This is a genomic window from Paenibacillus sp. FSL H7-0350 (genome assembly GCF_038593195.1).
Taxonomy (GTDB): domain Bacteria; phylum Bacillota; class Bacilli; order Paenibacillales; family Paenibacillaceae; genus Paenibacillus_AQ.
Genome location: NZ_CP151972.1, coordinates 3,807,319 through 3,826,022, shown reverse-complemented (window position 1 = coordinate 3,826,022; position 18,704 = coordinate 3,807,319). Strand labels below are relative to the sequence as shown.

Sequence of the window (18,704 nt, the reverse complement as noted above, 5' to 3'; positions counted from 1 at the left end):
TGACTAACATTATCCCTCATTTCGTTCTCTCGTTCTCGTTCCTTCTTTCTTCCAGTCTACCATGATTCCTCCCCTTTCATTCATCTTGGTTGGTATATGTCGAAGAACTTGGATGGTTACGACAGCTGTTATAGCAGAGTACGATCAGTAGGCTTAGCTGGAGGAAGCCTGTGAAGCTGGTTTACCCTGGAAGCACTAGAAGGAAGATAAGAGGGGGAAAAGAAATGGTACAGGCCATTCTACATGGAATGATCCTGGCCTTCGGGCTGATTCTGCCGCTGGGCGTGCAGAATATATTCGTCTTCAATCAAGGGGCGCAGCATGCCAGATTCCGCAGTGTGCTGCCTGTTGTACTGACGGCAGCGGTATGCGACACACTGCTTATCGCTGCCGCAGTCGGCGGAGTCTCCTTGGTCATTTTATCGCTGCGCTGGGTCACACCTGTTATACATGGCGCGGGCATTCTGTTTCTCGCCTTCATGGGCTGGAGAATCTGGCGCTCCGCTCCGGCGAAGGATGAGTCGGGCCGACTCTCACCGAAGGGGCAGATCCTCTATGCACTGTCAGTATCCCTATTGAACCCACATGCCCTTCTGGATACGGTGGGCGTGATCGGGACCAGCTCGCTGCAATACGAAGGGGCGGTGCGCTGGACCTTCGCGGCGGCGACAGTGGCCGTCTCCTGGCTCTGGTTCCTCGGTCTTGCTGCAGCGGGCCGCCAGCTCGGCAGGCTGGATGCTTCTGGCAAGGTCATGAAGGGGCTGAATACCGTTTCCGCCCTGCTGATCTGGGCGATCGCCGTCTACATGGGAGTCCAGTTGTGGGGCCTGTTGCATGGCTAAGTGATTTCTCTTAAATTAGTCTTTACTCAATAGATCTGTTAATTCTTTAGAACTGCGATCTTTTAATTTCAACATTTTTTCGCTATTACTATCTTTAATCAAGAATCCACTTTTGGATTTAAAATTTAAATAAAGGCTGAATTTCACAACTTCGCTATCCGCGTAAGTAACATTCATTCGATATGTGGGGGGACCCACATCAACAGCCCCGCGTACTTTTTTCACAGTTCTTATAGCATCGCTGAATATTCGAATACTATCGTTATCAGTGTAAGTAATTTCCGCTGTTTCGGAAATAAGACTGACGCTAACAATCTCAGGATTTGGTCTGACTAAGACATATATGAAAACAAGTAATATTATCATTGAAATTGAAATGATGCTTATTTTTCTCATAAACTCTCCCCTTATCGTAAGGTTCGGCCAGCCCGTTGCCAAACTGTTTCGAATTCTTCACACTTTCGCGATATAGTTGTTTTATTTGACTCTATTCTATTGACGGTTGAAATCCCATCCTCTAACATACAGATATAAACATAAAGTTCTAAATTATGGAATGTGGGGGGGGGTGTTGCTTTGAAGCCTGCAGTCATGATTCGAGACCAGCTTGCAGATTATCTAACCCAGCATGGGCTGTCCATTAATCAGTTCGCCATAAGCTCCGGTATTAATTCCGGGACACTGAGCCGGATTATTAATGGCCATCAGCCCATTGCCATGAGCCATCTGGAGTTAATCACTGCAGGAATGGGGCGTGGCGAGGATTTTTTTTACAGCTTGTACGTGGAAGAATGCTTCTATTATTCGGCACCGACCTGGCGGCGGCTTCGCCCGTTCATTGTGAAATGTGCGGAACTGGGGCGAACGGATTGTATCGGGCTTCTGGTGGAGAACCTGCTGGATAATCTGACCTATGTTCCCATGCTGTATGAAGTAGCGGAAGGCTTGTTCCAACAGGGCCACTGGCCGGCGGCGGCACTGCTCTATGAGAATGTAAGCGCCAGCGAGAAATACCAGTATTCCGAACGCCTGGCCACTTGCCAATACCGCCTGTTCCTGATTGCCCTGGGTGATGACCAGAGCACGAACCTGCGCGCAGCTACCCTGTTCGAGAGCTACATCCCGCGCTTGGATGAGGCGGATCAGTTGGATGCGTTGAGGAATTTAATGGATGTCTACTTCTCATTGCAATTATGGAGTAAAGTAAATGAGCTTGCTCTTGAGCTACTACGGATTGCTACAATCCGGTATGATCTTTATTGTCATTCGAGAAATAAAGACGCAGTGAAAAGCGGAGAAAGACCTCTTTGCTTCTATATATTGTATGCCCATCTAATGCGTTCAAATGCATACGGAGAATGTGGGGATTACAAAGCGGCTCTTGACCTTGTGCCTCTATATTTGGACGTGAATTGGATACATGAAGTAAGTGAGGAAGCGAAGAGGACTGTAGCGCAGTTTCAGGAATGGGGCAAGGCTAATACTTATCTGTATCGCTTACTCGATGGACAAATAGAGGTGTTAGCTGATTATGTTAACTATATTTCCACTCAACAAGGGGAGATTTTCGTAGCCTTATTCTATATCGTCAAATCTGCAAACCTGTACAATTGGAATGTGGATTCTATTTTAGAACGTTTCTCTAGTTACATGCCCTATAGGATACATCTCACTGAGTTCGGAGTGTACAATCAGCAGATTAAAGCGGATCAGCATACCAGATTTCTTGTAGAATTGGGAGTCTATTGTTTGCGGAATAAGCGCAGTGAAGGAATAAGATATATCCTAGAAGCTTTGGAATCATCTGCTAAGCTTAACAATGAGAGCTTCATCTTCAAATGTGTTGACTTATTCGAGCAGAATAGGCATATTGCTGGAGAAGATGAGCAGATGCAATACAAAATCTTAATAAGAGAGGTGCGGGATGCAAGTGAAAAGAAAACTCCTATTATTGCTAGCCTCGTGTAGCATTGCTCTACTAATTACTGTGCCTGTAGCACAGATAGTGGGCAAACCTGTACAACAACAAATGATTCAAGTAATGGGACATGGTTCAGGCGGCTGAATAAGCAGCTGCAATTATACAGTATCACCTTAGGCGTCTTCCGCTAATGCGGGGGCGTCTTTTTTATGGACAACTCTTATCACGCCGAACTTTGTCAATATATTCACTTTAACAGATAATGCAATCAGTCCAATATTTTGTAGTTTTACATAAAAATCTATAATGTTGCATAAGGAGGCGGGATTCCCATGCATAGTCCAGCAATCGTTAGAATTCGTATAGAGCAAGCTAGAAGTAAGCTTCATAAATTACATATTCAATATGGCGGTTTGAATCATCCGGAGGTTTTGCGGCAATCTGTAGTGCTGGATGAGCTACTCAATACATACGATAATGCCTACCGGACGAATAAACGGCCGCCCGCTTAAGCATTGATCTAGAAAATACTGTTAATTCAAATATAAAATCCAACGGATACGTGTATAAAAAAGGTGGTAAATGCAGTGGAGCATACAGTCAAAATCCGGGACGAGATAGCGGCGTATCTCACAAAACATAAATTGTCTATTAATCAGTTTGCGATTGCCAGCGGAATTCATTCCGGCACACTCAGCCGGGTGATGAAAGGCCAACAGGCCTTGGCGATGAACCACCTAACCCGCGTAACCAGCGGGATGGGGCTGCCGGAGGATTACTTTTACAGTCAGTATGTGGATGAATGTTTATATGATTCGACACCGACTTGGCGGCGTTTACGGCCGTTCCTGCTGCAATGTGCGGCGTTATCGCGTCTGGATTGTATTGAGCGGGTGGCGCAGAATTTACTGGATAATCTGCTGTATGCACCGCTGCTGTTCGAGGTTGCCGAGGAGTTGTTTGAGCAGAAGAACTGGCAGGCCGCTGCATTAATCTATGACAATGTGGGAGCCAGCGAGAAATATCAGCATTCCGAACGATTGGCGCTCTGCCAGTATCGACTCTTCCTGATTAATCTTGGCGATGATCCGCAGCAAAATCTAATCGCTGCTACTTTATTAGAGAATTATGTCGATAAGCTGGACGAAGTCCATCAGTTGGATGCGCTGAAGCAGTTAGCTAATTTATACAGCGGGCTTCAGGCGTGGGACAAAGTATCTCAGTCTGTAGAAGAACTGCTAAGAGTAGCCACTGTTCAGTATGAACTCCACGGACAAGTGCATCGTAAGCATAGCAGTAATCAATTTAATAAAAAGCCACTCTATACATATATTTTATATGCTCAGCTTATGAGATCCTGTGTTTATGAAGAGCTGGGCGACTATAAAACCGCACTGGATATGGTACCTCAGTACTTGGATCATAGCTGGATACGGGAAGATGACGAAGAAGCAAGACGTATTAAGGCTCAATATATAGAATGGGGAACGGCTAATACGTACCTTTACCGCTTAATGGATGGGCAGATTGAGGTGCTGGAAGAATATATAGAGTATATCTCCACCAGTGAGAACGAGATTTTTATGGCGCTGTTCAAGATCGTTCAATTGGCTAATCAGTATAAGTGGGACGTGGATCATGTGATACAGAGATTTGCGGACTACATTCCTTACCGGAAGGTTTACAGTATCTTTGGTGAGCACAACAAGTTCATTCATGAAAAAAACTACACCCAATTCTGCAGCGAGCTGGCGACCTACTATCTATCCCGCAAGCGGTACAAAGGCGACGATGTAATCATGCAAAGCGTAGACTTATCTGCCAAATTAGACAGTGAGCAACAAGTGATCCGGGGGACGATATCCGTCGATTTCGAAATTGCGATTTCGGATATTCCGAAGTCGTGCTGAAGTATACACATAGGCAATCCTTGTACAACGGCTGAGAATGCTTCTGGAATCTCGGCCGTTTTCCAAAAATGAAATATTATTGAGACCTTTATGAGAACTTTCTGCAATTGGTCTAGCCTATGATGGATAAATAGGACCGAATACGCTCCTCATCCATACCATACATTCAGCCAAAGGTTGGCGCCCATATCAGCATGACTCACTGAGAGAGCTTCTTTTCGCATCTCAATGTGGAAGGACTCTGCCTTTGTGATATCTAAAATATAGATGAAATACAAAGAAGAATTGAAGAATATATCCACTTTGACAATAAGCATCGAACGCAACAAAAGTTAAATAAGCTACCTCCGGTTGGGTACCGGGAGCAGCTTATAGCCTAGAGACTTTTTTTCACACATCCAAAATTGGTTATGGTAAAGCGCAAATCTACAATTACAATCTTGTGTAGTAATACCAACGTCCACACTTCCGTTTCGTCTTGCTTTGTGCCACTGTTTGCGTCACGAAAAAGCCAAACTTATTTCTTCTTGATTTCTGCTTTTGATAAAATCCTTTTGTCGCCAACGAAAGCAACAATAACGTTTAAGATTATGAGCACACACAACATGATTCCGATATTAATTCCTACGAGATAGAGCACTCCGGAGGCAACCATGCACAGTAAATAACATACCGTTGGAACGAGCTTTTGCTTAAGAAGTAAGATGCGTTCCATACTTTCATCTGTGGAGTCCTTATGGGCTTTTTTTAATATAGCCCTTGCTTGTGCCAGTAGATATGCGTAGTATACAACAACTAAAGATATTAATGTAACTAAAACTATTCTAACGTAAGTTTCTACCATGATATTGTTTAATAGTGAGTATTGTTGGTTGAGTTTAGTGCGTTCCAATAAGCAAGTTCACAAACATTGCATTGAGTGCCAATTGCCGTCATCGCAATAGCTGTTGCGCCAGTAGCTCCCGTTGCGGCAACAACAGCAGCAATAGCAGCTGGTGTAAGTGTACCTCCTGATGCAAGGGCTAAAGCTGATGCAAAACCTGCTCCAACAGCAGAGATCAATGAAACCCCATAAAGCGAGACTGCCGTCCATTCTTTATCATTGAGGATATTTACTTTATCGAAAAAACTGTTCAACTGGGTGGTGTTGGAGCTATTTTCATATGTCATAAAATAACCTTGCCCACTACCCTTTGGTCTTTCTAATCTCCACTCATTTGGACTGCCGGTGTAGACATCATATTCATAATTCGAAAATGTGTCCTGATGGATAGTTGATCTAGCACTTTGTGATGACTGAAGTGCTTTGGCTTCTATAGTTTCGCCTTCAACAATCGAACCTGTTTCCAAGTCTTTGATTGATACCTGCATTGTATTCTGAATAGAATCGTAAACGACGATATATTGTGACGTTTCGTCGCTCGTCACAGAAGTGCGGATTCCTGCTACTTCGGACACGGATAAATTAAAGTCAACATTTGGAACATCTGATGCGAAAGCCGTTGTACCTATACCCAAAACCATAATTGCCGATAGTGCTAATGCTAATAATTTTTTAAACATAAAATTGTCCGCACCTTCATTTTTTGATTTTTTAAAACAAACCTGACGATTTTTTTCGCAGTTGCTGGTATACAAACATCATACAAGTTTCATTTTAGTTCTATGTTGTAACCATCAGTACCCAATTTGCCCTCCTTTCTGCTTTAGTACAGCATTTTCAAAATATTAATTGAGGTGTCGGAACTAGGCACCCATTAATAGTTTCTTAGTAAGCTTAATGGTACTTCACTTATTATCATTCCATTCCACCATTTAAATTTCCTTATTATTCTATTATTTTTCTTTATTTTCCTATAGTAGTCTTAAATGTATATTTCGTCAATGCAAATTACTTTCTCTGTGAAAACAAGACTAATTTTATTGGTGACTGTTTAAAATTCATGGTAGTAGGAGGGTGTAGCAACAAGTCTAAAGATTCAATTTCGGTTTCTCAACTTCTTTCACTGCTCCAGCCATTACCGAAATGGAAAAAGAACTCGTTGGTGTTGTAAATAAGGACATACTCACCAAATTGACGTATACCTATCACCAGAAGAAAGATATTATGGCAGCAGCTGAAAAGGTTGGACTAAAAAAAACTCCATCGATTGGCGCTGGACCAGATGACTACTTGGATAAGTTTGAAGTGGAGGAGAATAAGAATGAGCTTCATAATAAAGCGGAAGGTAAAAAAACAGTTAGACTTAACGATGAGAATACGGGTAAATGGATTCTAGAGGCCTTTCTTCGAAGAACGATTTGAAGCTTCAGCACGATCAATGAGACCTATAGAATAGGACTCTAAGCTACTGTATTGACGAAAGTTTTGATTCAGTACGATGGAACAAGCACATACAGATGGAGCGACTGCTGTAAACCAAGCTGTAGCAGCTGGACAACCAACGAGAACGGCTATCTATTTTCAGTTGACTATGATGCTACTGCTAGTGACTTGTACAACATCCTTATTCCTTATTATGGTTATCAGTTAATCAAGGATAAAGTAAAATGCATGGGTCCTTCGGAGGCTGGAAACTTTAATTGTTAGCATAATAATATTTGGGCTACTGATTGAAGGTAGGATAAAACCTTCAATTCGGTAGCCCATCTTTTTGTTTAAGTTTGTGCCAAGTCTAGCATAAACGTATCCTCTTTCTAAAAGATTGGTACGTTCAGCAGGCTATTTCCAATCGTCTACTTCGTGAGGATTAAAGCCTAATGCTCACATTATTCTAGCAAGCTCCCATCTTAACTACCGGCGTCCTACCCCCCAATCTGCGACATGCGGCGGGCGGTTGGCGTGTGACTCTGGGTTTTGTGCTCTAGGGCCAGCGCCATTTCGTGGTTATGAGGCTTGTTGCCGAGCGCCTGGCGGAACAGGGCCTGCACGGCAGCGGGGTCGCTGATCAGTGGGCGCACATTATATTCGTCTTGCCAGTACAGGCAGGCTTTGATGTTGCCGTCGGCGGTCAGGCGCAGCCGGTTGCAATTGTCGCAGAAATGCTCGCTGACCGGGTGGATCAGCCCGAAGGTCCCTTTTGCACCGGTGACACGCCTATTCTGCGAAGGTCCGTTCCCGGAAGGCATGTCAGCTTCCTCGGTGGTCCAGCCCGCTTCCTTGCAGGCCTCCACTACAGTCTCCAGCGGCAGATAGGTCTGCCGCCAGGCATCGCTGGCGCTGCCGATCGGCATATATTCAATGAAGCGCACATTCAGCGGACTGTTCAGAGTCAAGGCAATGAAGTCCTTGATCTCATCATCGTTGATCCCCTTCATCAGCACGACATTCAGCTTAATCGGGGACAAGCCCGCAGCTTCTGCGGCTTCAATTCCCTTCAACACCTTGGCGACATCGCCGCCCCGGGTAATCATCGAGAAGCGCTCCGGCCGCAGCGAATCCAGGCTGATGTTCACACGTGACAGTCCGGCCTGCTTCAGGACAGACGCTTTGGCTGGAAGCATCAGTCCATTCGTAGTCAATGATATATCTTCGATGCCGGGTATGGCGGCGATCATGGAGACCAGCTTCTCCAGATCCTTGCGGACCAGCGGTTCGCCCCCAGTCAGCCGGACCTTCCGTAAGCCCAGTGGCGCAAGCGCCTCCACCACAGCGGCAATCTCCTCGTAGCTCATAATCTCGTCCTGCGGCTGGAATTGCATTCCTTCGGCGGGCATACAATAGATACAGCGCAGGTTGCAGCGGTCTGTAACCGAGATACGGAGGTAATCATGTATGCGTCCAAAAGGATCAGTTAGCGGCTCCATAACGTTGCTCCTTCACCTGTTGATTTTAGTTTAAATTTTAAAGAAAGCATCCCGCCGCGTCAATGCACAAGCAGACAACCTAAAGCATAGGGGGACAGAAGGCCAAAGCAGCATCCTAATTATGACAAAAGTGCGACAATTACCGGGAATGGTCATAGAATGCTCACCGAAAGCGTTTAACATATTCGATATAATTTAGGTGCGGAAGATTCAAACTTTAGATTCTTTTACTTTTGCGAAGCACAGCTATGATAACCGGAAGATTCAGGAGGCAACCCCAGGTTCCCCCGGGCATCCGGCAAACTAAGTAGGGAGGATTTGCAAAATGACTATACCAACTGTTCCATCGCTTGTTGTGCCGGAGGCTTGCAGCCGCTGGCTGGAGAGCCGGGGATTAATATATCAGCTTCTGGTGGACTTCTATGGAAGAAAACCGTCTCTCTCCCTGGTTGCCCAGTGGAGCCGTAACCGTGAGATGAGTGTTGCTGCGGAGATGACCGAAGGCGGCCGTGAGTTGAAGCGTTACCTGTGCAGCCAGGAGCCATCCATGCTCCCGGCCATCTGTGAGAAAGAGAAGCTTGAATACAAACGTCTGATGAACGAACGCGCCGTAAGCTCCTTCGTAGCCCGTGAAGCGGCTCAGCTGGGGCGTGAGGAAGAATTCTGCAACGTGCTGTCGGATGTGTACGCATCGGCGGGCATTGTCTTCAAGAAGTGCAGCGGCGAAGCTGACGACCATATTGCCATTGAACTGGAATTCATGGCGGTGATGCATGAGCGGATGCTGTACAACAGCTTCTCAATCCGCAGTGCGATGGAGCTTCTGGAGATTCAGGAGAAGTTCCTCGAAGAGCATCTGCTGAAGTGGACTCCACAATTCTGTGAAAGAATGAACGCTGCAACCGACAGCCCGCTCTATCTGGGGCTCAGCCATATGCTGGAGGAATTCCTGCCGCAGGATCTGCACATGCTGCGTGCCTGGAAGGCTTCGCTGGAGAGCAGCGCAGCAGCCATGGCTTAATAAGCAACCATACTCAATCAATAAGGCGCCCTTCCATCAATCGGAAGGGCGCCTTATTCTGCTCGTGGGGGTCTTGAACTTAAGCTTTCACTTTATTAGGTTGTGACCTGGAGAAAATGCAAAAAGCGTGTAGGATCAGAGGGGGATTTTGGAACTGTAGGAGCGGTAGCGTCCGCCTTTGTCTCCGGATTTCTCCCGCAAACAGCGGTCTAAATCAGTAAATCTGGAGACAACAGCGGCCGGAAGTCCAAGTATCTACCGTAGTGACGTCTGAGCTTTACGCTATGTTCTTACGTTCACTCCCTATAACTGAAACTGAAGTTCATCCCCTATTTATTCGTAAGTTTTCTTACTCCGAAACTTCATCAGGAACTCATACACCACCGGTACAACGACCAGGGTCAGCAGCGTGGAACTGACCAGACCGCCGATGACGGTTACGCCAAGTCCCTTGGAGATGATTCCGGCGCTGTTCTCAAGGCCGGTAACCAGTGGCAGCAGAGCCCCAATGGTCGCGAGCGCAGTCATGAGAATCGGGCGAAGACGCGTAGCGCCAGCTTCAAGCAGCGCCTTGCGGGTAGACATCCCCTCTTGCTCCTTATGGATGACGCGGTCAATTAAGACAATCGCATTGGTGACCACGATTCCGATCAGCATCAGTGCGCCCATTAGTGCCGAGACGTTCAAGGTCTCGCCAGCCAGGAGCAGGGCGACAAGAGCGCCGATGACTGTGAACGGCAGGGAGAACAGGATGGCGAACGGTGCCAGACCGCCGCCGAAGGTGACTACGAGCACGAAGTATACAATCGCAATAGCCGCCAGCATGGCGATGCCAAGCTGCCCAAAGGTCTCATTAATCTGCTCGGTGACTCCGCCGAAGGTAATGGTCACGCCGTCCGGGAGATCAAGAGCGTCTATTTTGTCCTGCACAGCACTTGCCGCACTATTAATGTCACTGGAGATAATGTCGGCGGTAACCTCGACTTTCATTTTGCCGTCTTCACGGGTAATGGAATCCGGGGACTGGCCCTGTTCAATGCTTGCTACCTCGCCAATCGGGACAGTAATGCCCAGCGGCGAAGTGAGCGTGGCGGCCTTCATTTCTTCAATACTGCTGTAGGAATCCTTGTCCGTCTCAATGTAGACCTTGTAATTCTTGCCGTCCAGCTCTACCTCAGTCAGTACAGGCCGGGTTCCGGCAGGGCTCAGCTTCATCGCAAGCTGTCCGGCTGTAAGACCCAGAGAGCTAAGCTTGGCCTGATCCGCCACGATGGTATATTGATCATAGGCTTCAGAGAGACTGGTCTTCCCGTCTTTGAAGTTCTTGGTGTCGGCCTTAACGATCCCGGCAATTTCATCGGCTACCGGTTTGAGCTGCTCCAGCGTATCGCCGTAGATATTGACAGTGAGAGTGCTGCCTCCGAGCCCGCCTCCGGCCATGCCGGACAGATCGCCCCACACGCCATCCGGCACCTCTTGGCTTAAGCCTTCAATTAACTTCTCCTTCACGGTATCAAAATCAGGTGTATTGCTGTCATATGTGACATAGAACAAGCCTGAATTGCCTGAGCCCATTCCGAACGGGCCGCTGCCGCCGATGGAATATTGCATTTTGTCCAGATGCTTCTGGGCCAGAATGAACTTCTCCGCCTTCAGGCCCTGCGCCTTCACATCCTCCAGCGTCTGACCGGCCTTCGGGGAGAAGGTTAACGTAACATTCTTCTCTTCCTGGGAAGGCAGGAAGCTGACGCCGATTGGCTTAATCAGGAACAGACTGCCTGCCAGCAGCAGGACAGCAACACCCAAGGTAATCAGCTTATGGGAGAGACACCAGTCCAGAATCCGGACATACCCGCCCGCCAATGCGCCGGGCTTGTCTTCGTGGCTCTTTGTCCCCTTCTTCAGCCCGTTACGGAACAGGGTGTGGGCCAGCGCAGGCACCAGGGTAATGGCGACCACCAGTGAAGCCAGCAGCGCGAATACCATAGTGAGGGCAAACGGCAGGAATAGCTCACCGACCATCCCGCTGACAAAAGCGAGCGGCAGGAAGACGGCAATCGTCACAATGGTTGAGGACATAATCGGTACAAACATCTCACGGGTAGCCGCGCTGATCAGCTCTCTGCCGCGCAGCTTCTCGCCGGACAGCGTAAGCCGCCGGAAGATGTTCTCAATGACGACGATGGAGTCATCGACTACCCGCCCGATGGCCACGGTCATGGCGCCGAGCGTCATCATATTCAGTGTAATATCCATTTGCCGCAGGCATAATATCGCAATCAGCAGTGATAACGGAATCGAGATAATGGAAATAATGGTAGAACGGATATTGCGCAGGAACAGCAGGATGATGAGCACGGCGAACAGGGCGCCGAAGGCGGCCTTGGACAGCATCGTGTTCACGGAATCCTCAATCGGCTTGCCTTGATCCAGCAGCACGGTGAGATCCATCGACTTGTATTGTTTCTTCAGTTCTTCGGTCTTGTCCTTGACCCCGTTCACGACATCAACGGTGTTGGCATCATTGGCCTTCACAATCTGAATCCCGATGGATTCTTTACCGTTGGTACGGGAGATCGATTCTGATTTGCCGACTACTTCAATAGCGGCAAGCTCGCTCAGCTTCACGGTCGGCAGACCGGTCATGGCCCCCGCGCCCGCGCCGTTATTGCCAGCCGCAGCACCGCCTGAAGCTGCGCCGCCAGCGGCCCCGGCCCCCGCAGCTCCTGCTCCGGCAGCGCCTGCGGCAGAGGGAACCAGCGGAATGCTGACATTCTGCAAGTCCTCCACCGTAGTGATGTTGCCGTCCACGACAACAGCCTTCTGTGCTTTGTCCATCTCGAACAATCCGAGCGGCACCCGCAGGGAGGAGGCCTGGATGATGCCTTTGATCGTATCCTCGGTCAGTCCGTATTGCTTCAGCTTCTCCTGATTGAACTTCAGGGAGACTTCTTTGACATATTGTCCGGCAATCTGCACAGAGGCGACGCCTTCAATATCCTCCAGCGCCGGGCGGATATCATTCTCGGCAACCCGGGTCAGCTCCTCCAGATCACCGGAGCTCTCATCAGAGATACTGAGAGAGATGACTGGCAGCGAGCTGAGGCTGAAGCGCGAGATTTGCGGCTTTTGCACCTCATCCGGCAGCTTCACCTCGTTCAGCGCTTCGCGAACTGCTGCTGTCGCATTGTCCAGGTTGGTGCCATAGTTGAATTCAATGGTGACACTGGAGGCATTCTCAAGAGAGGTGGAGGTCAGCATCTTGACCCCGTCCACATTGCGGAGCTTCTGCTCCAGCGGCTTACTGACGTCGTTCACGACACCTTCGGGTGCGGCTCCGGGATAAATAGTAGTAATGCTGAGATAAGGGATACTAATGTTAGGCAGGGTCTCCTGCTTCATGGTCATTCCGCTGTACAGACCGGCGAAGACAATAATGATCGTCAGCAGCCAGACGGCAAATTTGTTGCGGAGCGAGAAATTAATTAAGCTTTTCATCAGTAAAGGGAACCTCCAGTACAATTATTCTTGATTTTACAGGCGTGCCGCTTCTGTCCTTAATGAAGTCCGCAGGAAGTGTGCATATAGGGTGTGAATTCTTTCTTCAATTGACTTAGCTCACCGGATAGCCCGGCGTACCCCTCAAGATTGGCAATCATCCCTTGGATGATCGCTTTCCGGGGCCGGGTGGTGAGGACTTCGCTCTCCAGAATGCCTAGGGACTCCAGGCCGTCTTCGGCATGCTCAGGGCTGATTCCGTCCGCTTCACTGAGCAGGAGCTTCATTGCCTTGATCAGCTGAAGCGGGCTCTGGCGCGGTCCTTCTCCTTGCCCCTCGGCCCATCCGGCCAGGACTGCGGAAGAGATCAGAGGGGCGGGCTGCCCTGCAAGCAGGCCGGCGGCCATAATGTCCAGCCAGTCCACCAGCCGGTCAGCCAGCTCAGGGATGGAGACAACAGTCTCGCGCCCGAACAGCAGCTTGATGCTGGAGCTGATCATACCGTGGCTGAGTACGCACAGCTCGCCTGCATAGGGCAGAATCTCTGGCCCGTACATGAGCTCCAGCTTCTGCTGGAACCAGCGCAGCAGGGCGGCGTTGTTCTGCTTCACCCAATCGGGAATCTCGGCCATACCTCTGCCGGCTACCTCCTGGAATTGGCGCTGCAGGAATTCACGCAGCTCGTACACATGACTGAGCAGTATTTCGAGCTGGTTGCGCAGCTTCTCCCGGGGCTCTCTGCCTGCTGCCTGCTCCTCCTGCTGCAACGGATCATGAATCATCCGGAAGCAGTAGATGTATAAACTGCGCTCCAGCTCCTCTTTGGATTTGAAGATCAGATATAGACTTCCTTTGGAGATCCCGCATAATTCGGCAATCTCCTGCATGGAGGTGGAGGAGGAGCCTTTTACAGCGAACAACTGTATGGCGGTCTTGATGATTTGTTCTTTTTTGGTGATACTTTTAGCGGTCAAGGCGATATAAGCCCCCGTTCTGACTAGACAGTTCTGTATTTGACTGATTGGTCAGGGAGATTATATTATATATCCTGCAGCAATACAAATTTGCAGGTTTCAGTAGGAAGAAATGGATTCTTCATGTAAGATATAAATGTGTCATTTTGGTGATAATCGGCGGAATGAGAAGGTAGGGTACATATGAGAAGAGGACTGCAGGCTATGGTCATCATAGCGGCTATGCTGGCGTTCTATTATTTTGGATTTGGGATTTTCGGCAGCACAGCCGGAACCATTATCAGTATTTTTTCTACATTGACGGTCATCTCTATCGGACTCGGTATATTCATGGAGAACCGTAATCCTTCTACCACCGTATCCTGGATTCTGCTGCTGGCGCTGATTCCGGGGTTGGGACTGGTGTTCTACTTCCTGTTCGGACAGAATGTGTTCAAACGGCGCAAGTATGACAAAAAAGCTCAGCGCGATCTCATGGCCTATGAACGGATTGAGAATGACGCACTGCGGATGCACCAGGACTGGTCAGTGTTCAGCCCTGCACGGCAGAAGCTGCTGGGTCTGTCCCAGAGACTGGGCCGGACGCCGATTTCGTTCAGCTCGGAGACGCGCATCTTAACGAACGGTGAAGAGACCTTCGGGACGCTGCTGCTGGAGCTGCGGCAGGCGCAGCATCATATCCATATGGAATACTATATTTTTCGGGCAGATCATATCGGCACGCGCATTCAGCAGATTCTGATTGAGAAAGCCCGAGCGGGCGTGGCGGTCCGGTTCATGTATGACGCGGTCGGGAGCATTCAGCTCTCCAGAGCCTTTCTTAAGGAGCTCAGTGATGCGGGGGTGCAGGTGGCTGCTTACGGCAACTCCACATCCTTTTTCTCCAGCAGGGTGAATTACCGCAATCACCGCAAGATCGTAGTCATCGACGGCGATGTCGGCTTCATGGGCGGGCTGAATGTCGGGGACGAGTACTTGAGCCGCAGCAAGACCTACGGGTTCTGGCGGGACACGCATATGCTGCTGAGAGGCGAAGCGGTGCGGACGATGCAGATAATCTTTCTGCAGGACTGGATGCACACCACCGGTGAGAAAATCCTGGAACAGGATTACCTCTCCCCCCAGCTTCGCTTCACTACCGGAGACGGGGCGGTGCAGATTATTGCCAGCGGCCCGGATAATGAGCGGCGTGCGCTCAAGAATATTTTTTTCTCCATGATAACTACCGCGGAAAAATCCGTCTGGATCGCCAGTCCCTACTTCATTCCCGATGAGGATATACTGACTGCGCTGCGTGTAGCGGCGATGTCGGGGCTGGATGTCCGCCTGCTGTTCCCGGCCAAGCCGGATAAATGGATTCCGTTCCTGGCCTCCCATTCCTACTTCCCGGCGCTGCTGGAGTCCGGTGTGAAGATCTACGAATATGAGAAGGGCTTCATCCACTCCAAGCTGCTGATTGCCGACGGGGAGATTGCTACGATCGGAACGGCCAATATGGATATGCGCAGCTTCCATCTTAATTTCGAGGTGAACGCGCTGCTGCTGCAGACCGAGAGTGTCTCGCGCATTGTCGCAGACTTCGAGCGTGACCTGCAGTCCACGCGGCAGATTGTCCATGAGACCTTCATGGAGAAAAGACTGCTGGAGCGGCTGCTGGAATCCGCAGCCCGGCTGATGTCTCCGCTTCTGTAAGCGGACAAGCAGAATGAAAAACGGTACCGTCCTTTTGGGACACGGTACCGTTTTTTTTGTTTTTAGGAAATTATGATTTTCTTCTGAGGAAGTTCAACTATGGGTTGCTGAATGTGACTGAAGCCTGAAGGTATGCCTACAACCGATTACAATCGGCTGGTACAGCGGCATATGGCCTGAATGTATGCGAAAAACAGCATACATTGTGTTTGCGCACAGGTATCTTATCCACCCGTCTAGGGTGAATTTGTTCTTTTGCATTAGAAGGTAGTGAATCCAAGCCGGGTCTGTATCCGGTAGAGAATGTACTTCAACCAGGTGGCGTCACTCTGATATTCCTTCAGCGGCAGGCTGTATTCAGCCCCCTCGTTGTTCCATAGCCGCTTAAAGTAACCCTCCACCTCCGGATACAAGGGCTGCTCTCGAGGAACAGACACCCAGAGGTCATTCTCCAGGTTATAGTCGTCCAGGTTCCGGGCTGTGAAGTTCGTCGATCCGCCGAGCAGGATGGAGTCGCCTGATGCCTTGGCGATGAACAGCAGCTTGCTGTGATACTGCTCTTCACCTGTGTTGTACCAGCGGATCAGGATATTTCCTTCCGAGCGGCGGTCCAGATCCATGGCAACGGGTCGGTTCGGGATGCCGATTTTGTCCCGTCCGAAGGCATTCTGGTTAGGATCAAGCAGCAGTCTGACCTGGGCACCGCGGGCATCTGCGGCAAGCAGGGCATCAATAATTCTGTCGTCCGCCAGATAGAACATACCCATCCAGACGACATCCCCGGGTCCTGCCGCAGCGATTCCTTCCAGAGCATATTTGTACACCTTGCCTTCGGTCAGATAGCGGACTCCAAGCGGGGCATCACCGGATCCGGCGGCAGGCTGCTTGAACTCAGGAGGCTTGCTTAACAAGGGGCCGGCTCCCGAGAGATTAGCCGCCGCCTGCTCGCTCCGCAGAATATCCTCCTGAATAGGACCTTGCACTTCCAGGGCGATGTTGGAATGATAAGCGCTGGCGTCATGCACATTGCCGGAGGAGATCAGAGCGGTGTTCTCACTCAGCACGACCTTGCGGTGATTGGCTTTGACATTCAGCAGCTTCAGATAGGAACGGGCGGTAATGTCCGGTCCTCCGCTGGCCATCAGATTCGGAATCCAGCCGGTGCCGGATTGCCCGAACCACTGGATGAAGGTGCGCCAGACCGCCGAATAAGCAGGTGTCGAATCACGCAGATCGTCCACATCCGTCAGGATAACCTTAATTCCGGCTGCGCTCAGCTCCTCCAGAAGGGCATTGGGCGCAGAGCCGTAATTCGTATTCACCTCATCGGTGATGAAGACGATCTCCATGGCGGGATGGGCGGCTTTCTGGGCAAGCAGCTTATCGGTAAGCTGTCTGCTGACAGCGGGGAACTGCTGGTCTGTATGGGTATAGTTATTGAACAGGAACAGATCGATCACGAGGAACTGCCGGGACTCTTCAATAATCTGCAGAATTCTGGGCAGAATCTGTTCTTCCCTCGCCTGCTTGCCGCTGTTGTCCTGGTAGGTCAGATCATGCCAGAAGGCGACCGTATTCACCTTATAAGCAGGGCTCTCCGCAGAAAGTCCGGGCGGCATCGGCTTATGGGTCTGATAGAGCATCACCCCGGCCAGCCAGAGGAGAAGAAGGATTAGAGCAATCAGGAGCTTGGAACGACGGCTCAGGAAGAGCTGCATCTGACGCTTGTGCCTGGATGCCGTAATGGCACCTGAAGCCAGCGTAATTTGTAACTGTTCGGGTGTGACGGGATGGCGGCCTCGATTCATATTCATCCTCCTGGGTCTGCTGCCGGGCCAGAGCGGCTATAGGGTAGCCCGGCATTGTAAGTACCTATAACGCCCGCTAAGGAGAAGTGAAGCAGCTGAGTGCAAAATCCCTGAAAATTCTAGTGTTACAAGAAGCCCTCCATTTCATCCGTACTGTACCGGCAAGCTGCATAATACAAGTTCTGGTGACATAACACAGAAGCGATTGTATAATGAGTGTAAATAATTTGTATAAGGTTTGAATCTTCAAAGTATTCAGTGTAAACAGGAAGCGAGTGAGATCCATCGTGTATTCCATCAAACAGGTCGTCGAAATGCTCGATATTCCCTCTGTCACTCTGCGGGCTTGGGAGAACCGGTATCAGGCTGTCGTCCCGGAACGTACCGAGTCCGGCTATAGACTGTACAACCAACAGAATATTGAGGACCTTCGCTGGTTGAAGGAACAGACCGATAAACCGGGCATCAGTATCTCACATGCTGTGCGGATGCTGAAGCAGCATAAGCAGAGGGACCTGGATGAACGGCTGTCCGTTGCGGGCGGTGACCCCAAGGATGCCTTGGACAAAATGAGGCAGCAGATCTATGCAGCGCTGCTCGATATCCAGGGTGAGCGGGCGGAAGCTCTGATCGATTTCGGGTTCTCCCTGTACGGCTATGAGGCGATGGTCCATCAGGTACTGGTGCCGGTGCTGGTGAAGGTTGGTGATGCCTGGGAGCAGGGGACGGCAACCGTGGCGCAGGAGCATTATATGACACATATGATCTCGAACAGGCTATCCCAGTTCTTTCACGTGTTCCCGGTGTATGCCCATCTGCACAAGGTGCTTGCCTTCTGCCCGGCGGGAGAGCATCACCAGGTCGGCCTGCTGCTGTTCTCGCTGTTCCTGCGCCGGAACGGGGTTGAAGTCATCTATTTGGGGTCCAATACCCCCGAGGACGGTGTGATGGAGCTGCTGGCGAAGCAAGAGCGGATCGGAGCTGTCTGCCTATCCGTTACGAATAGCACTCTGGTTCCTTATACGGAGAAGCTGCTTGAACGGCTGGGCAGCCAGTACCCGGAGCTGCAGCGTATTGCGGGCGGCAAAGCTTATGAGGGAATCAGCCTTCAGGATACCAACGCCACCTATGTGATGGCGGAGCCGCCGGAGCAGTGGCAAGCCTGGTTCGATCAGGAATTTGCCGGAAGCCGGCATAGGGCGTAGTTTTTGTGGCAGATATAGTTAATTTT

The 18,704-nt window shown here is 49.8% G+C and carries 14 protein-coding genes; 8 read left to right on the top strand and 6 right to left on the bottom strand.

What is annotated here, in order from left to right; genetic code table 11:
* The first annotated feature begins 224 nt into the window (after window positions 1–224).
* Entirely contained in the window at window positions 225–842 is a 618-nt protein-coding gene (locus NYE24_RS17475) for a LysE/ArgO family amino acid transporter (RefSeq protein ID WP_342476291.1), read from the top strand.
* A 15-nt stretch (window positions 843–857) separates the two neighbouring features.
* Here NYE24_RS17475 and NYE24_RS17470 read toward each other — a convergent pair whose 3' ends face one another.
* Window positions 858–1,238, bottom strand: coding sequence for a hypothetical protein (locus NYE24_RS17470; RefSeq protein WP_342476290.1), 381 nt, complete (start codon window positions 1,236–1,238; stop codon window positions 858–860).
* Window positions 1,239–1,418: 180 nt separating this feature from the next.
* Here NYE24_RS17470 and NYE24_RS17465 point away from each other — a divergent pair, with 180 nt between their 5' ends.
* From NYE24_RS17465 to NYE24_RS17455, 3 genes are all read left to right on the top strand, one after another.
* Window positions 1,419–2,810 (top strand): helix-turn-helix transcriptional regulator, encoded by a 1,392-nt coding sequence (locus NYE24_RS17465; protein ID WP_342476289.1) that lies wholly within the window; start codon window positions 1,419–1,421, stop codon window positions 2,808–2,810.
* A 285-nt stretch (window positions 2,811–3,095) separates the two neighbouring features.
* Window positions 3,096–3,275 (top strand): aspartyl-phosphate phosphatase Spo0E family protein, encoded by a 180-nt coding sequence (locus tag NYE24_RS17460; protein WP_036690386.1) that lies wholly within the window; start codon window positions 3,096–3,098, stop codon window positions 3,273–3,275.
* Between the two features lie 75 nt (window positions 3,276–3,350).
* Entirely contained in the window at window positions 3,351–4,673 is a 1,323-nt protein-coding gene (locus NYE24_RS17455; protein WP_342476288.1) for a helix-turn-helix transcriptional regulator, read from the top strand.
* 852 nt (window positions 4,674–5,525) lie between these two features.
* On the opposite strand, the gene NYE24_RS17450 is transcribed toward NYE24_RS17455, so the two are convergent.
* A complete protein-coding gene (locus tag NYE24_RS17450) occupies window positions 5,526–6,311 on the bottom strand; it encodes a geobacillin-26 family protein (protein WP_342476287.1) in 786 nt (261 codons plus the stop codon).
* A 388-nt stretch (window positions 6,312–6,699) separates the two neighbouring features.
* Here NYE24_RS17450 and NYE24_RS17445 point away from each other — a divergent pair, with 388 nt between their 5' ends.
* Window positions 6,700–6,978, top strand: a complete 279-nt coding sequence (locus NYE24_RS17445; protein ID WP_342476286.1) for a hypothetical protein — start codon at window positions 6,700–6,702, stop codon at window positions 6,976–6,978.
* Window positions 6,979–7,478: 500 nt separating this feature from the next.
* Here the strand turns inward: NYE24_RS17445 and moaA are convergent, their stop codons facing one another.
* On the bottom strand, window positions 7,479–8,480 hold the full coding sequence (moaA, locus tag NYE24_RS17440; RefSeq protein WP_342476285.1) for a GTP 3',8-cyclase MoaA: 1,002 nt from the start codon (window positions 8,478–8,480) through the stop codon (window positions 7,479–7,481).
* Between the two features lie 325 nt (window positions 8,481–8,805).
* Here moaA and NYE24_RS17435 point away from each other — a divergent pair, with 325 nt between their 5' ends.
* On the top strand, window positions 8,806–9,501 hold the full coding sequence (locus NYE24_RS17435) for a molecular chaperone TorD family protein (protein WP_036690381.1): 696 nt from the start codon (window positions 8,806–8,808) through the stop codon (window positions 9,499–9,501).
* A 333-nt stretch (window positions 9,502–9,834) separates the two neighbouring features.
* On the opposite strand, the gene NYE24_RS17430 is transcribed toward NYE24_RS17435, so the two are convergent.
* Both NYE24_RS17430 and NYE24_RS17425 read right to left on the bottom strand, forming a co-directional pair.
* On the bottom strand, window positions 9,835–12,999 hold the full coding sequence (locus NYE24_RS17430) for an efflux RND transporter permease subunit (protein WP_342476284.1): 3,165 nt from the start codon (window positions 12,997–12,999) through the stop codon (window positions 9,835–9,837).
* A gap of 59 nt (window positions 13,000–13,058) precedes the next feature.
* Complete coding sequence (locus tag NYE24_RS17425) at window positions 13,059–13,973, bottom strand: TetR/AcrR family transcriptional regulator (protein WP_051493121.1); 915 nt, start codon at window positions 13,971–13,973, stop codon at window positions 13,059–13,061.
* Between the two features lie 183 nt (window positions 13,974–14,156).
* On the opposite strand from NYE24_RS17425, the gene cls reads away from it, so the two are divergent.
* On the top strand, window positions 14,157–15,665 hold the full coding sequence (gene cls / locus NYE24_RS17420) for a cardiolipin synthase (protein ID WP_036690378.1): 1,509 nt from the start codon (window positions 14,157–14,159) through the stop codon (window positions 15,663–15,665).
* Between the two features lie 260 nt (window positions 15,666–15,925).
* Here cls and NYE24_RS17415 read toward each other — a convergent pair whose 3' ends face one another.
* Window positions 15,926–17,383, bottom strand: coding sequence for a phospholipase D family protein (locus tag NYE24_RS17415; protein ID WP_342479252.1), 1,458 nt, complete (start codon window positions 17,381–17,383; stop codon window positions 15,926–15,928).
* A 365-nt stretch (window positions 17,384–17,748) separates the two neighbouring features.
* Here NYE24_RS17415 and NYE24_RS17410 point away from each other — a divergent pair, with 365 nt between their 5' ends.
* On the top strand, window positions 17,749–18,678 hold the full coding sequence (locus NYE24_RS17410) for a MerR family transcriptional regulator (protein WP_342476283.1): 930 nt from the start codon (window positions 17,749–17,751) through the stop codon (window positions 18,676–18,678).
* Window positions 18,679–18,704 lie beyond the last annotated feature (26 nt).

Excerpts from the sequence above, each read along its gene's own strand:
- NYE24_RS17445 (WP_342476286.1), top strand. The coding sequence starts at position 6,700 with ATGGAAAAAGAACTCGTTGGTGTTGTAAATAAGGACATACTCACCAAA.
- NYE24_RS17475 (WP_342476291.1), top strand. The coding sequence starts at position 225 with ATGGTACAGGCCATTCTACATGGAATGATCCTGGCCTTCGGGCTGATT.
- moaA (WP_342476285.1), bottom strand. The coding sequence starts at position 8,480 with ATGGAGCCGCTAACTGATCCTTTTGGACGCATACATGATTACCTCCGT.
- NYE24_RS17415 (WP_342479252.1), bottom strand. The coding sequence starts at position 17,383 with ATGCAGCTCTTCCTGAGCCGTCGTTCCAAGCTCCTGATTGCTCTAATC.
- NYE24_RS17470 (WP_342476290.1), bottom strand. The coding sequence starts at position 1,238 with ATGAGAAAAATAAGCATCATTTCAATTTCAATGATAATATTACTTGTT.
- NYE24_RS17435 (WP_036690381.1), top strand. The coding sequence starts at position 8,806 with ATGACTATACCAACTGTTCCATCGCTTGTTGTGCCGGAGGCTTGCAGC.
- cls (WP_036690378.1), top strand. The coding sequence starts at position 14,157 with ATGAGAAGAGGACTGCAGGCTATGGTCATCATAGCGGCTATGCTGGCG.
- NYE24_RS17460 (WP_036690386.1), top strand. The coding sequence starts at position 3,096 with ATGCATAGTCCAGCAATCGTTAGAATTCGTATAGAGCAAGCTAGAAGT.
- NYE24_RS17430 (WP_342476284.1), bottom strand. The coding sequence starts at position 12,999 with ATGAAAAGCTTAATTAATTTCTCGCTCCGCAACAAATTTGCCGTCTGG.